The sequence below is a fragment of the Halomonas sp. SpR8 genome (assembly GCF_031010195.1).
Classification (GTDB): Bacteria; Pseudomonadota; Gammaproteobacteria; order Pseudomonadales; family Halomonadaceae; genus Vreelandella.
This window is the reverse complement of the sequence record NZ_JAUAMC010000003.1, coordinates 395280-408265: the sequence shown is the minus strand read 5'-3', so window position 1 is coordinate 408265 and position 12986 is coordinate 395280. Positions and strand designations below refer to the sequence as shown.

General features: G+C 53.5%; 14 protein-coding genes and 1 riboswitch. Of the genes, 10 read left to right on the top strand and 4 right to left on the bottom strand.

Annotated features, from left to right (window positions below):
• Nucleotides 1-29: 29 nt before the first annotated feature.
• Nucleotides 30-986 carry a D-ribose ABC transporter substrate-binding protein gene (locus QT230_RS08495; RefSeq protein ID WP_308321184.1) on the top strand — a complete coding sequence of 319 codons (957 nt, stop codon included), beginning with the start codon at nucleotides 30-32 and terminating at the stop codon, nucleotides 984-986.
• A 133-nt stretch (nucleotides 987-1119) separates the two neighbouring features.
• Nucleotides 1120-2031, top strand: coding sequence for a ribokinase (locus QT230_RS08490; protein WP_308321183.1), 912 nt, complete (start codon nucleotides 1120-1122; stop codon nucleotides 2029-2031).
• A gap of 119 nt (nucleotides 2032-2150) precedes the next feature.
• Here QT230_RS08490 and QT230_RS08485 read toward each other — a convergent pair whose 3' ends face one another.
• Complete coding sequence (locus QT230_RS08485) at nucleotides 2151-2627, bottom strand: 6,7-dimethyl-8-ribityllumazine synthase (RefSeq protein ID WP_308321182.1); 477 nt, start codon at nucleotides 2625-2627, stop codon at nucleotides 2151-2153.
• A 97-nt stretch (nucleotides 2628-2724) separates the two neighbouring features.
• Nucleotides 2725-2889: riboswitch (FMN riboswitch) on the bottom strand.
• A 199-nt stretch (nucleotides 2890-3088) separates the two neighbouring features.
• On the opposite strand from QT230_RS08485, the gene QT230_RS08480 reads away from it, so the two are divergent.
• From QT230_RS08480 to QT230_RS08465, 4 genes are all read left to right on the top strand, one after another.
• Nucleotides 3089-4129, top strand: coding sequence for an AbrB family transcriptional regulator (locus QT230_RS08480; protein ID WP_308321181.1), 1041 nt, complete (start codon nucleotides 3089-3091; stop codon nucleotides 4127-4129).
• Nucleotides 4130-4218: 89 nt separating this feature from the next.
• Entirely contained in the window at nucleotides 4219-6114 is a 1896-nt protein-coding gene (locus QT230_RS08475; protein WP_308321179.1) for an ABC transporter ATP-binding protein, read from the top strand.
• Between the two features lie 44 nt (nucleotides 6115-6158).
• The gene (locus QT230_RS08470) at nucleotides 6159-7166 is read left to right on the top strand and encodes an NAD(P)-dependent alcohol dehydrogenase (protein WP_308321178.1); all 1008 of its coding nucleotides are present in this window, start codon (nucleotides 6159-6161) and stop codon (nucleotides 7164-7166) included.
• Nucleotides 7167-7282: 116 nt separating this feature from the next.
• Nucleotides 7283-7834, top strand: coding sequence for an NUDIX domain-containing protein (locus QT230_RS08465; RefSeq protein WP_308321177.1), 552 nt, complete (start codon nucleotides 7283-7285; stop codon nucleotides 7832-7834).
• A gap of 45 nt (nucleotides 7835-7879) precedes the next feature.
• Here QT230_RS08465 and QT230_RS08460 read toward each other — a convergent pair whose 3' ends face one another.
• Nucleotides 7880-8146, bottom strand: coding sequence for a hypothetical protein (locus QT230_RS08460; protein ID WP_308321176.1), 267 nt, complete (start codon nucleotides 8144-8146; stop codon nucleotides 7880-7882).
• A gap of 171 nt (nucleotides 8147-8317) precedes the next feature.
• On the opposite strand from QT230_RS08460, the gene QT230_RS08455 reads away from it, so the two are divergent.
• The gene (locus QT230_RS08455) at nucleotides 8318-9475 is read left to right on the top strand and encodes a hypothetical protein (protein WP_308321175.1); all 1158 of its coding nucleotides are present in this window, start codon (nucleotides 8318-8320) and stop codon (nucleotides 9473-9475) included.
• A gap of 38 nt (nucleotides 9476-9513) precedes the next feature.
• Nucleotides 9514-10347, top strand: a complete 834-nt coding sequence (locus tag QT230_RS08450) for a mechanosensitive ion channel domain-containing protein (protein ID WP_308321174.1) — start codon at nucleotides 9514-9516, stop codon at nucleotides 10345-10347.
• Between the two features lie 14 nt (nucleotides 10348-10361).
• Here the strand turns inward: QT230_RS08450 and QT230_RS08445 are convergent, their stop codons facing one another.
• A complete protein-coding gene (locus QT230_RS08445; protein WP_308321173.1) occupies nucleotides 10362-11096 on the bottom strand; it encodes a YebC/PmpR family DNA-binding transcriptional regulator in 735 nt (244 codons plus the stop codon).
• Between the two features lie 211 nt (nucleotides 11097-11307).
• Between QT230_RS08445 and QT230_RS08440 the strand changes: the two genes are divergently transcribed.
• Nucleotides 11308-11925, top strand: a complete 618-nt coding sequence (locus tag QT230_RS08440) for a LysE family translocator (RefSeq protein WP_308321172.1) — start codon at nucleotides 11308-11310, stop codon at nucleotides 11923-11925.
• A 59-nt stretch (nucleotides 11926-11984) separates the two neighbouring features.
• Nucleotides 11985-12473, top strand: a complete 489-nt coding sequence (locus QT230_RS08435; RefSeq protein ID WP_308321171.1) for a glutathione peroxidase — start codon at nucleotides 11985-11987, stop codon at nucleotides 12471-12473.
• Here QT230_RS08435 and QT230_RS08430 read toward each other — a convergent pair.
• Nucleotides 12470-12856, bottom strand: a complete 387-nt coding sequence (locus QT230_RS08430; RefSeq protein WP_308321170.1) for a hypothetical protein — start codon at nucleotides 12854-12856, stop codon at nucleotides 12470-12472. The genes QT230_RS08435 and QT230_RS08430 overlap by 4 nt on opposite strands.
• Nucleotides 12857-12986: the final 130 nt, after the last annotated feature.

Here is a 12986-nt window from a genome sequence, read left to right as displayed (position 1 = left end):
CTAACAACCATAACTATGAGGTAATAAACATGCTTCCAAAAAGCAAAAAAGTGCTTTTTACAGCACTCGCCAGTGTCTCTATGCTCTTTAGTGGCGCTATAGCTGCTCAGGAGAAGGGGCTGATCTCAATTATTGTCAATGATATGTCAAATCCCTATTGGCAAACGGAAGGAACCATTGCTGAACGCACAGCAAAAGAGTTGGGCTATGAAGCAAATGTCAGTTCCCATGTGGGTGATACCAACACTGAGAGCAATCAGGTCGATACGGCGATTACCAATGGGGCTAAAGCGATCATTCTGGATCCTGCTAATGTGGACGGCTCCATTGGTGCCGTGAGACGTGCCGTAGAGGCAGATATTCCTGTATTCATTATTAACGCCGAAATTAACCAGCAAGGGTTGGCTAAGGTGCAGTTGGTTTCCAATAATGCGCAAGGTGCCGCGTTAGGAGCCCAGGAGTGGGCAACGCAGCTGGGTGGAGAAGGCTCTTATATAGAATTAGAGGGCCCGCCTTCCGATAACAATGCCGCGACAAGATCCAATGGCTACGAGACAGTGCTGAGCCAGTATCCCGACCTTAATCTAGTGGCATCAGATATCGCTAACTGGAGCCGGACTGAAGGGCGCAATAAGATGCAGAGCATGCTCCGTTCTCACCCTGACATTAAGGGCGTGATTAGTGGTAATGACGAAATGGCCTTAGGCGCTATTGTTGCTCTAAAGCAGGAGGGGCGGCTAGACGATGTGCTGGTCGGTGGTTTTGACGGCTCGCCAGATGCTGTTGATGCGGTGCGCTCGGGTGAGTTGGCCTATACGGTTCTGCAGCCGGTGGCCGTATTTGCAGAAGATGCCGTAAAAATTGCTGATCATTACATCAACACAGGGGAAACCGGGCTGGATAGTGAAAAGCAGCTTTATGACTGTATCCTCATTACGCCGGATAATGTTGATAATTATACCTCTCCCTTCGTTTTAGAAGAATAGGCCTTAGAAGATTAGGCTTTAAAAGAATGGTTTTTACAAGAATGGTTTTTACAAGAGCAAGTATTAGATAACCTTGCTGAGAAGCCAGCCAGCTTTCAAGTTGGCTGGTTTTTTTAAATAAGAGAGTATGCCAATGATATTTAATTTTGGTTCCATCAATATTGATCATACTTATCAAGTTCCCTACTTTGTTCGTCCTGGCGAAACGCTGGAAAGCAATGATTATAATATTGGTTTGGGTGGAAAAGGCGTCAATCAATCCTTGGCAATAGCGCGCGCCAAGGGAGCAGTGAGTCACTGGGGTCGAGTTTCATCGTTAGATGCCTGGGTGGCCCATGAACTTGAGTTTGCGGGTGTTGGCGTGAAAGATATCGAGTTGACCACAGAACCAAGTGGACATGCGATTATTCAAATTGATTCAAGTGGTGAAAACGCTATTCTTTTATTCGCTGGCGCCAATCATGGTTTTACGCAGGAGAGAATCGCGGCACTGATTGCGCAAACCTCGCCTGGCGACACAATACTTATTCAGAACGAATGTAATGGGCTTGATCAGCTTATTCCACTGGCCGTGAACCATGGTTGTAAAGTGGTATTTAACCCTGCTCCAATGACCTCGAAGGTATCATCACTGCCTTTAGACCAGTGTGAACTGCTTTTTTTTAACCGGACAGAGGCCGCCGCTTTATTAGATATGCCGGTAGCGTCGAGCGCTGCAGATTTGCTAAGGCGCTGTAAAGAAGCCCTTGGCGATGTCGAAGTAGTGCTTACCCTAGGTAGCGAGGGCGCTTGGTATCAGCGTAGCAGCGAAACCCTTTTCCAAGAGGCGTTAAAAGTAAAGGCCATTGATACAACGGCTGCAGGCGATACCTTTGTGGGTTACTTCCTCGCCGCTAGGCAAGCTGGCCTAACGCCCTCACAGTGCTTGCAACGGGCAACAGCAGCGGCTGCCCTGGCGGTTCAAAAACTTGGTGCTGCCAGTAGCATTCCAGTGGCTGAGGAGGTTGATAGGTTGATGTGGAGTGCCCAGGAGCATTCTGAGTAAGCAAACGATTTTACTATTACGTAATAATGCAGATTTAGAAACACTTTTGAAAAAGCTTAGGCAACGACCAATCCTCAGACTGCCTGTTACCTAAGCGTATCCAAAGGGTTGGCAGTGGCCTATCTTAGCCCTTGAATCCTTTTATGGTTTTCCAGGGTCATGACCAGCGCTTCGGCGGCTTCCTTGCCTTTGGCGCGGAAATGGTCATGGAAAAACGCATGGTGCGTGCTGTGTTCATGAAAATGGTGAGGCGTCAGCACAACCGAAAGAATGGGGATTTCGGTTTCCAGTTGCGCTTGCATCATGCCTTCAATGACCGCTTGGGCAACGAACTCGTGCCGATAGATGCCCCCATCAATGACGAAGCCGGCTCCCACGATGGCGCTGTAACGGCCCGTTTTGGCGAGTAGTTTAGCCTGAAGCGGGATTTCGTAAGCCCCTGCGACTTGGAATATCTCGACTTGATCAGCAGAAAAGACATGCTCGCTGGTAAGTTGAGCAATAAATGCTTCTCTGGCTTGAGTGACAATATCGTGATGCCAAGATGCTTCGATAAAGGCAACGCGAACGGGTGAAGAGTGTTGGGTCTGATTCATGGTCATCCTATAGGGATTGTTTACCAGAACCAGGGCATGAGGCATCCAATAGCACAGTACCCGTATGCGTTAGAACGCTACGGGTAATATCTCTAGGAAACCTTCTCTTTTATCCGGACTATTACCGTCGGCTTCGGGATCTCACCGAATCTGCTGTCCTCAACCATCCAGTTTTATCCAGTGGTTGAGCGCTCGTGGGCTTGTCCGCATCGACTGCGGCATCACCACCGGTGGGGACTTGCACCCCGCCCTGAGAAAGTTCGCCATTAATGGCGAGGGGTATTATACGCTGGCTGGACAGTAGATGCAGACGTCGAAACAAATATTTTTAATCAAGGAGCTTCGCTTGGAGAGCGCGCGACGTCATCCCTGACCGACGACTAATAGTGATAGACTGACCATGACGCTTAGCAGGATAAGTATCCTGGCGCTTAGCCAGAGGTTGATCATGGGAGGGGAGTTTGAAGGGCTACCGTTGCAGTGCAGAGAGTTTAAGGTCGCTTGCGATTTCGCTGGGTCTAGGCGCCGTGGGCGGTACGCTGTTTCAACTGACCGGTTTGCCCCTTGCCTGGATGTTGGGTCCACTGATTGCTAACCTGCTGGCCTCCTCGCAAGGCGTTAAGGTCTCGGTGCCCGAGCCGCTGCGTAATATGTTTTTAGCGGTAATGGGTCTGGTGCTGGGTAGCCAAGTGACGCCGCAGTTGGCGCACCGCGTCGTGGATTGGCCTGTTTCCGCCGCGCTACTGCTGTTGGGGGTGGCCGCTTCCACCGCCGTGGCCGCTGCCTGGTATCGGCGTTGCGGGTTTGACCCGGTTAGCGCCTGGTTCGGCGCCTCGCCTGGCGCGATGACGGCGATGATCCTGCTAGGCGAGAAGTGCGGTGGCGACCCGCAGCGTATTGCGGTGGCGCAGTCACTGCGCATCATTTTAGTGATTCTTTTTTTACCGCCGCTATTTTGGGCCTATGAGGGGGGCGGCGAAGGTGTTGGCCCTGTGCACAGTGGCCTGGAACATGGCTGGATGCTGCTGTTGATCCCACTGCTATTACCGCTCGGCCGCTGGTTGCGAATTCCCAGCCCCGCGCTGCTGGCACCGCTGCTAGTCGCTGCTCTATTATCCGGTGTTGATATTGCTAGCCTTGCCCTGCCGGAGTGGGGCATGAATTTGATGTTATGGGTGCTGGGCAGTGCTATCGGTTCGCGCTTTCAGGGCATGACGCGCAAGCTGCTGGGGCGCTATTTATGGCAGTCTGGCGTGGCGACACTGTTAGCGCTGCTGGTACTGGCGCTATTTGCCGAGCTGATTCATCAACTACTGGGGATAGGGCGTGATGTGGCGCTACTGGCATTGGCGCCTGGGGGGATTGGCGAAATGGCTATTTTGGCCGTCGCGCTCAATATCGATCCGGTGTTTGTTGCCTTCCACCACCTGCTGCGCATGGTCACGCTGATGATTATTGCACCGTTCTGGGCGCGTTGGCTGCTGCGCCACTCTAACTCTTAATGACATTTTAATGACATCTACACTCTCCACACTCACGCATAACAAAGTAAAGACCGTCAATACCAACGCCAGTAACGTAAGGAACTCTCATGCTATCGCGTGTTTTACAGCCGTTATTTCGTTACTTCGAAACGCGGGTTAACCCCTATCCGGAAGGCGAAGTTAAAACGCCGCCCAATGGCTTGATGCCGTTTATTGTCCACTTTTCCCGTCCGATGCTGCCGCTATTGCTGCTAATGACGCTGTTCACGGCGCTGGTATCGGCGGCGGAAGTGGTTTTCTTCAGTTACATGGGTCAGTTAGTGGACTGGCTGGGCAACGTTGAGCGGGCAGGCTTTTGGGCTGAAAACGGCTTATGGCTAGCAGGTCTTGGGCTGTTGCTGCTGGTCGGGCTGCCACTGTTGGTGCTACTGCAGTCGTTGGTTACCCATCAGAGTATTTTCGGTAACTACCCAATGATCGGCCGCTGGCTGTCCCACCGCCATATGCTTAGCCAGAGCCTGGCATTTTATCAGGACGAGTTTGCCGGGCGAGTGTCGCAAAAGGTCATGCAAACGGCGCTGGCGATTCGCGAAACCGTCACCAAGGTGATGGATCTGCTGGTTTACGCCATCGTCTACTTCACTGGCGCGGCTTATCTGTTGGGCCGGGCGGATCTGTTGCTGCTGATCCCGCTGGGGCTCTGGTTAGTAGGCTATCTGGCGATCATGCGTTTCTTCGTACCGCGTCTGCGCGATGTCTCTATGGCTCAGGCGGATGCCCGTGCCCAGATGACCGGCCGCGTGGTGGACAGCTATAGCAATATCCAAACCATCAAGCTGTTTGCCGATACTGAGCGGGAGCAGCATTATGCCAAGGACGCCATGGAAGGCTTTATGGTGACTGTCCACCGCCAGATGCGTTTGGTGACCATCATGAGCGTAGGTTTGACGCTGTTAAATACCTTTCTCCTAGTGGGCACGGCGGCGATGGCCATCAGCGCCTGGTACACCGAAGCGATCTCCCTGGGCGTGCTGGCGATTGCGATTGCGCTGGTTATGCGTATTCGCTTTATGTCCGACTGGATTTTGTGGGAAGTCGCTGGGCTATTTGAGAATATTGGTACCGTTCAAGATGGTATGAATACCATCGCCCAGAAGCCAACGATCAACGATGCGCCTAATGCTAAAGCGCTTCAGGTTCCCAACGGCGAAATTGTGTTTGACGCGCTGCGCTTTCAATACGAGCAGGCGAAAGGCGAGAGTAAAAACGTCTTTGATGGGCTAAGCCTGACTATTAAGCCCGGCGAGAAGATCGGTTTGATAGGCCGTTCCGGCGCAGGTAAATCCACCCTGGCCAATCTGCTGCTACGTTTTTATGACTTGCAAGACGGGCGGATTTTGATTGATGGGCAGAATATTGCCGAAGTGACGCAAACGTCCCTGCGCCATCAAATAGGGATGGTCACCCAGGACACTTCGCTGCTGCACCGCTCGCTACGCGACAATATCCGTTACGGCAGCCCCCATGCCAGTGACGAGGACGTCTGGAGTGCGGTGTGCCTCGCCCATGCGGATACCTTTATCAATGATTTGGTCGACCCGAAAGGGCGTCGTGGCTTGGATGCTCATGTAGGTGAGCGTGGCGTTAAGCTGTCAGGCGGGCAGCGCCAGCGGATCGCCATTGCCCGTGTGCTGCTCAAAAATGCGCCGATTCTGGTCTTGGATGAGGCGACCTCGGCACTTGACTCCGAAGTCGAAGCGGCTATCCAAGAACAGCTGGATACACTGATGGAAGGCAAAACGGTCATCGCCATTGCCCATCGTCTTTCGACCATTGCTATGCTCGACCGGCTGATTGTGGTGGATGAGGGGCGCATGGTGGAAAGCGGCACGCATCAGGAGTTGCTTGCACATAACGGCATTTATGCCAGCCTATGGCAGCGGCAGTCAGGAGGATTTTTAGGTCACGACCTTGATCTCGAAGATAATACCCTCATCTCATAATAGACCAGTCGTTTTTAACGACATACGTTTAATAGGAGGTAGTGATGCAAGCCATTCAGCTGCGAGAGCCCGGCGGTTTAGACAAGCTAGAGGTCGTTGAACTAGCGGCCCCAGGCGAGCCTGGCCCTGGCGAAATTAAAGTACGCCTGCATGCCAGTTCCTTGAATTTCCACGACTACGCCGTGGTTGCTGGGATGATCCCAACAGAGCAAAACCGTATTCCCATGTCGGACGGCGCGGGGGTGGTTGAAGCGGTCGGTGAAGGTGTCAGCGAGTTCGCCGTTGGCGACCACGTGGTCTCAACCTTCTTCCCGCACTGGCTGGAAGGCCCGGCAAGAGTCGGTGATTTTCGCACTACCCCCGGTGACGGCGTGGATGGCTATGCCCGTGAACAGGTGGTTCGTCCTTTCGAGTGGTTTACCCATCAGCCCAAAGGCTATAGCCACGCAGAGTCCGCTACGTTAACCACCGCTGGCTTAACCGCTTGGCGCGCGCTTGTCGTCGATGGCGGTATCAAGGCAGGCGATAGCGTGCTGGTGTTGGGCACCGGTGGGGTATCGGTTTTTGCCCTGCAGTTTGCCCACCTGATGGGCGCACGGGTGATCGCGACTTCATCGTCGAACGAAAAACTGGCGCGGCTGCGCGAGATGGGCGCCGAGCACACCATCAACTACAAAGAGACGCCTGATTGGGGTAAGCGGGTAAAAGAGCTGACCAACGGCGAAGGCGTTGATCACGTTGTTGAAGTAGGCGGTTCTGGCACGTTGCCGCAGTCCATCGATGCGGTGAAAATCGGTGGGCATATCGCGTTGATTGGTATCCTCACCGGCCGTGAAGGTGAAGTGCCAACGGCTAAGCTAATGGCTAAACAGGCGAGCTTAAAAGGTTTGATTGTGGGCAGCCGTCGCCATCAGATCGAGATGATCCGCGCGCTGGAAACCTTCGACATGCATCCGATCATAGATCGTGAATTCCCACTCGCCGACATCGCCGACGCTTTCCGCCATCAGGAATCCGGACAGCACTTCGGCAAAATTTGCCTGACCATGTAAGCTTGTCGTGCAATCAGCAGCCTGACGTTAAGCGGCCATTCGGGTAGAATGGCCGCTTTTCTTTCTAGTCATTAATTAACGCAAGAACTAACACCAAGAACTAACACAAGGTACCTATGCAGCGTTTAGCCCATTTAGTGCATGAATCATTAGCCCAGCCGCTTGAAGTCGAGCAGCTACGGGTCTTAAAGCGTGAGGCGGCCCGAGCTATTGTCACCCGTGACGATAAAATCCTACTGCTCTACACCGAACGCTACGATGATTTTAGCTTTCCTGGTGGCGGCATTGATCCAGGTGAAAGTCCAGAGGCGGGCTTGCACCGTGAGCTGCATGAGGAGACGGGCGCTAACCAAATCGAAATTGTTTCCCACTTCGGCTATGTGACCGAATATGCGCCCACCTTCAAAAAAGACTGGGACGTGATGTATCAAACGTCCCACTGGTTTCGCTGCCAGATTGGTCAGACGCTAGGTGATACGCGCTTTGAGGATTACGAAGTCGCCAACGGTATGTCCGCTGCTTGGGTCAGTCTTGACGATGCATTGGCTCACAATCGTGGTGTGATTCAGCGTCGCCCTAGCAAGATGGGTATCTCTATTCAGCGCGAAACCCTGGTGCTCGAGCGTGTGTCAAAGGCACTCGCAGAAAGCTTGCAAGTGCCTGCGTAGAAAAAAGCGTGACTACCATAAGGGGGGAAGATCGGCCGGTGATAATTATTCCGGCAAGCGGCTGTATACCACTCCTTTCACTTCAAGCTCCAGTATCTCGTCATAAGGGACGGTAACCCCTTCGACATCCCCTGGCGTGCGGTGGCTGTTTTTAATCTCGGTTTCAGGTATCACCTTTACGCCCACCAGTCCGACATGCTGAATTCTGGCGCTGAAGCGATTGCCCTCGTGCTCAATCAGCAACCGTTCTCCGGCAATACACTTCTCAAGCTTGGCGTGCAGCTCTGCTTCACTAACCTGGACAACACTCATCGCTTGCTCCTTTAGCGCTCGCAATCGCTATTGCTAAATATCAACGTCCGTTAAGTTACGTTAACTACTGTCTATAAAGACTTTACTTTAGCCCATAAGTTCGGTTTAGGGAGGGGCGGCGTTGTGGGCCGTGCTAAAGTATGTGTTTCGCGCTAGCTAAGGAATACAAGCATGGGGGAGCAGTCATCATCAGCCAATTCGCCGTTGTGGAGGGTCGTTGAGCTTGATCAATTTCGTACCCCCGAGCATACTCAGGCAAGCCAGTGGCGACGCTCGCTTCGCTCGGCGTCTATATGGTTGGTGGGTAAAAAAGACGCCGAGCAGCAGATGAAAGATGAGGGTGAGCTACGCGCGCTGCCAGAGGTTAGGCTAGCGCACTTGGTGCCGCCCATTGATTGGTCGCCTGCAGCGCATGCATTAGCGCATCAGCTTAAAGATCATGAGTCGCCGGTTACTTTTTTTATTACCCCGCCTCACGGTGGCCATGCGGCAGTGGTTAACCACTGGGCAGAAGCGCATCTCGCTGCCTGTGTGCCACCGCCAACGCTTAGAGAACTCGCTGAGGGTGATACCCAGTGGGTGGAGCGCTGCGCTAATCAGCACCATTGGGCAGTCCCCGCGTTAGAGCGCCACTTTTTGCGCCACACCCAGGGACTTCAAGGCGTTCGTGAGTTTCTTGAACGCGCCCTAAGTGGCCGCTTAGGTCAGGGCGTGATTGGCTGCGATAGTTGGACCTACGCTTATCTTCAGCAAGTGATAGGTATTGACGGCGCGCCAGTATTTACTCTGCAGTCGATGGAAGGCGAACAGCTGTCGCGCTACTTTGCGGAGATAGCGACTCGCCAAGGCCAGTACCCGTCGGTCTATAGTACGCGAACGGGCAAGGCACTATTGCCTGATCCAGAAGCTAAAGGTAACGAAGCCTCGTCAAACTATGATAATAAAGAATTGCAGCGTTTAGCCGCCCATTGTCGTGGCCATATAGGCGTTGCCTGGCACTACTGGCGTGAACGGTTACGAGAGCCTTCAGAAGAAAGTGAGCAGCACCTATGGTTAGTGGACGCTCTTGCTGATGCCGAGCTTCCCGCCGATACCGGTGATATTGCTACGTTGGTGCTGCATGCACTGCTAGTCCATGGCGGACTGGATGATGACTCGCTGGGCCAGGTGCTGCCATTTTCACACCATGAAGCCCTTAATGCGCGGCTAGCACTAAAGCGCAAAGGCGTCGTGTCAAACTGTGAAGGGCGTTGGCAGATTGCCCCGCTGAGCTACGCAAGCGTTCGCCAATTACTGGAGTCGCGTAATTACCTGGTCGACCCCCTTTAAGCAGCCCGCTATTAGTGACAGGCCCGTGGAGGGCAACCATGGATGAACAACAGAAGTACGCCCGACTGTTTAACGATATTGATAGCCAAGCGCTGATTACCCTGGGAGTAGTGCTTGCAAGTGCTATTGTGTTGATTATTGTCAGTCAGCGCGGTTTAAACTGGTTGGCTAGCCGCTTACACGGACAAGTGCGTTTTCGTATTTTTGCACTGGTACCGCTGACGCGTTTGTTAATTTTGATCACCGCGCTCGCCATTATTGTGCCGATTATTATCGAGCCGTCGCTGCGCAATATGGTGACGCTGCTGGGGGCGCTGGGCTTAGCCATTGGTTTTGCCATGAAGGACTATGTGAGCAGCCTGATTGCGGGGGTTGTTTCAGCCATTGAACTGCCTTACCGCCCTGGGGACTGGGTCAACATTGAAGGCACTTATGGCGAGGTCAAACACGTTGGTTTACGCACCGTTGATATCCAAACACCCGACGATGATTTAGTTGCCGTGCCGCACTTAAAGCTCTGGGATCACGCTGTCTACAACGCTAATAATGGGGGCACCAGTTTACAGTGCGTAGCGAGTTTTTATTTACACCCTGAGCATGAGGCAGGCTGGGTACGCAAGGCGTTGCGAGATGTGGCACTGACCAGCGCCTATCTCAAATTCGATCAACCGATCATTGTGGTAGCCGAGGAGAAACCCTGGGGAACGCACTACCGCATACGCGCCTATCCGGTGGACCCACGGCAGCAGTTCTTGTTTATTACCGACTTAACTGTGCGCGGTAAAATGGTACTAAGTGCCGCGGGGGTGCAGTCAGCGCTGTTGCCACCAGACGCCGCGTTGGATGCCCGCAACGCGGCAGCGTCTACTTAAGCGACAGCGATTGATTAGGCATCTGCTGATTCGGGCAATTCTCCACTGTGATAGACGTTTTGCACATCGTCCAGCTCGTTAAGCATGCCCAGGAATTTTTCAAACATCGCCACGTCGTCGCCCTCAACCGGGGTGGTGGTTTGTGGCAGGAACTGGATCTCGTCAACTTCAAAGTCAATTTCGCCAAACGCATCTAACAGTGCCTGTTTGGCTTTGGCGTAGTCGGTGTGCGGGGCGAAAACGGTGATGCGTTCGGCCTCCTGCTCAATGTCCGTCACATCGACATCGGCTTCCATCAAGGCTTCCAGCACCGCCTCCTCATCGCTCCCAGCGAAAGAGAAGATTGCACAGTGGTCGAACATATGGCTGACGCTGCCGGGGGTGCCGATTTTACTCTTGGTTTTGGTAAAGCAGCCACGCACGTCGCCAAAGGTGCGGTTGGGGTTATCGGTAAGGCAGTCGACAATCACCATCACATTGCCAGGACCAAAGCCTTCGTAACGAGCAGCTGAGAAGTCTTCGCCGCCGGCGCCGCTGGCTTTGTCGAGTGCTTTATCGATAACGTGCGAAGGCACCTGGTCTTTTTTAGCCCGCTCCATTAAGCCGCGTAGCGCTAAATTACCATTCGGGTCGCTGCCACCCGCTTTGGCGCAAACGTAAATTTCGCGGCCATATTTGCTGTACACCTTGGTCTTTGCATCGGCCGTTTTGGCCATGGATTCCTTACGGTTCTGAAAAGCCCTACCCATGTTGCCGTCCTGTGTTAGCCATACGCCCCTCGTATTGAGCGACGATTCTGAAAGAAATAAGTGAAAATAAGCGCTAAAGGGGCAAATTTTACCCAACAGCGTACCATGCTAACAGCGTTATTTAAGACGCTCGCCAACCTGCGGCTTGGCTTGGCGTATACTGGCTGCCAGCCTACATACTGTGATATCGACCTTTCAACGAGGAACCGGGATGCCGTTGACGCTATGGCTATCATTAGCCGCTATCTGTGCCATGGGGGCTATGTCGCCGGGGCCAAGCTTGGCGCTGGTGCTGCGCCATACGCTAGGCGGTGGTCGCTTTTCTGGGGTGACCGCAGCGATATTTCATGCGTTTGGGGTGGGGTTTTATGCACTGTTAACCGTGTGGGGATTGGGCGCATTAATCGCCGGTTACCCGCTGCTGTTCCAATTGATTACCTGGTGTGGCGCCGCCTACTTGGCGTGGCTGGGCATTAAAGCGCTGCGAGCAGGCAAAGCAGGCGCCCTACGGCCCGAGGCCATTGCCACTAGCCGACAGCAGGCAGCCAAAGAGGGCGTGCTGGTCGCGCTAGGCAATCCTAAGCTGATACTGTTTTTTGTCGCGCTGCTGAGCCAGTTTGTCACCCCTGATATGAGCGTGCTCGCTAAGGCTATCATTGTGTTGACGGCGATGATTATTGATGGGGGCTGGTACGTACTCGTAGCGCTGGTGCTTTCGCACTCGCGCATTCTGCCTTGGCTGCAACAGCGTGCTCACTGGATCAATCGGATTACCGGGGTGCTGCTAATCACGCTGGCGTTAAGAGTGGTTGCCGGGCCACTGGTGTAAAAAGTATAGCCGTGGCATGGTAACTGCTATGCCGTTTGGGGTGTTTGTGGGGCTTAACGATGATTTACGATCAAGATTGTTTTAACCACCAAGGGCTGCCGTTTAATTTGCGTGCACTGCGCGGCCAAGTGCTTTTAGTGGTCAATGTCGCCAGCCAATGCGGCTTCACGCCGCAGCTAAAGGAGCTCGAAACCCTCTATCAACGTTACCGAGATCGCGGCTTCACCGTGCTTGGTTTTCCGTGCAACCAGTTTGGCCGCCAGTCGCCGGAAAACGCCCAAGCGTTCTGCCAGTTTGGAGAGCAGCAGTTTGGGGTGACGTTTCCGCTGATGGAGAAGGTGAAAGTGAACGGGGGAGATGCGCATCCGCTATTTATATGGCTTAAGGGCGAGGCGCCTGGTGTGCTGGGTACGCAAGCGATCAAATGGAACTTTACTAAGTTTCTGGTAGGCCGTGATGGCAACGTCATTGCCCGCTTTGGGCCTCGCGATCATGGACGGCCGCTGCGCTTGGCGTTAGAAGAAGCCCTCGATCAAACCTACCCCTAGGCTTGCTCCCCTCGCGAGACGGCCACGCGACTCATTAGTGCGTTCAAGCGATGACGTACCATCATGGTGGTTAAGCCTGAAAACAGTGCCCAACTTTTGCGCCGCCAGCCCTTTAAGCGCAAATTGTGATTGACCAACTGCTGCATCAGCTTACGGTCATTAAACTGTCGCCACTCGCTAGCAATAGAGAGTTGGTGGCGCGACAGCACCGGCGCCATTTCCAGGCGAAACATCCACTCAAGCTCGTTAAGGGTCATATCATAGCGCTCTATGACCTCGACCATGCGCGCGTAATCGCGCTCGCTGGGTTCACGGTCCAGCCACAGCGGGGCTAGCGCCAGCCATAAATCGCCGCGTTCATCTACTAGCTGCTGTGCATTCATGATCGCCTCATGGGAAGTCGTTGCTGACACAAGTACCGATATGAGTACCGATACAGGTACTGGCACAAGTACTGGGGCAGCTATCGTGACGCGAAAGCGCCTCTAGCTCAAGGGCAGACTAACGCTTAAA

Coding starts and splice junctions, on each gene's coding strand:
- QT230_RS08445 (WP_308321173.1), bottom strand. CDS start 11,096: ATGGGTAGGGCTTTTCAGAACCGTAAGGAATCCATGGCCAAAACGGCC.
- QT230_RS08450 (WP_308321174.1), top strand. CDS start 9,514: ATGGATGAACAACAGAAGTACGCCCGACTGTTTAACGATATTGATAGC.
- QT230_RS08495 (WP_308321184.1), top strand. CDS start 30: ATGCTTCCAAAAAGCAAAAAAGTGCTTTTTACAGCACTCGCCAGTGTC.
- QT230_RS08440 (WP_308321172.1), top strand. CDS start 11,308: ATGCCGTTGACGCTATGGCTATCATTAGCCGCTATCTGTGCCATGGGG.
- QT230_RS08430 (WP_308321170.1), bottom strand. CDS start 12,856: ATGAATGCACAGCAGCTAGTAGATGAACGCGGCGATTTATGGCTGGCG.
- QT230_RS08465 (WP_308321177.1), top strand. CDS start 7,283: ATGCAGCGTTTAGCCCATTTAGTGCATGAATCATTAGCCCAGCCGCTT.
- QT230_RS08490 (WP_308321183.1), top strand. CDS start 1,120: ATGATATTTAATTTTGGTTCCATCAATATTGATCATACTTATCAAGTT.
- QT230_RS08485 (WP_308321182.1), bottom strand. CDS start 2,627: ATGAATCAGACCCAACACTCTTCACCCGTTCGCGTTGCCTTTATCGAA.
- QT230_RS08475 (WP_308321179.1), top strand. CDS start 4,219: ATGCTATCGCGTGTTTTACAGCCGTTATTTCGTTACTTCGAAACGCGG.
- QT230_RS08435 (WP_308321171.1), top strand. CDS start 11,985: ATGATTTACGATCAAGATTGTTTTAACCACCAAGGGCTGCCGTTTAAT.
- QT230_RS08460 (WP_308321176.1), bottom strand. CDS start 8,146: ATGAGTGTTGTCCAGGTTAGTGAAGCAGAGCTGCACGCCAAGCTTGAG.
- QT230_RS08455 (WP_308321175.1), top strand. CDS start 8,318: ATGGGGGAGCAGTCATCATCAGCCAATTCGCCGTTGTGGAGGGTCGTT.
- QT230_RS08470 (WP_308321178.1), top strand. CDS start 6,159: ATGCAAGCCATTCAGCTGCGAGAGCCCGGCGGTTTAGACAAGCTAGAG.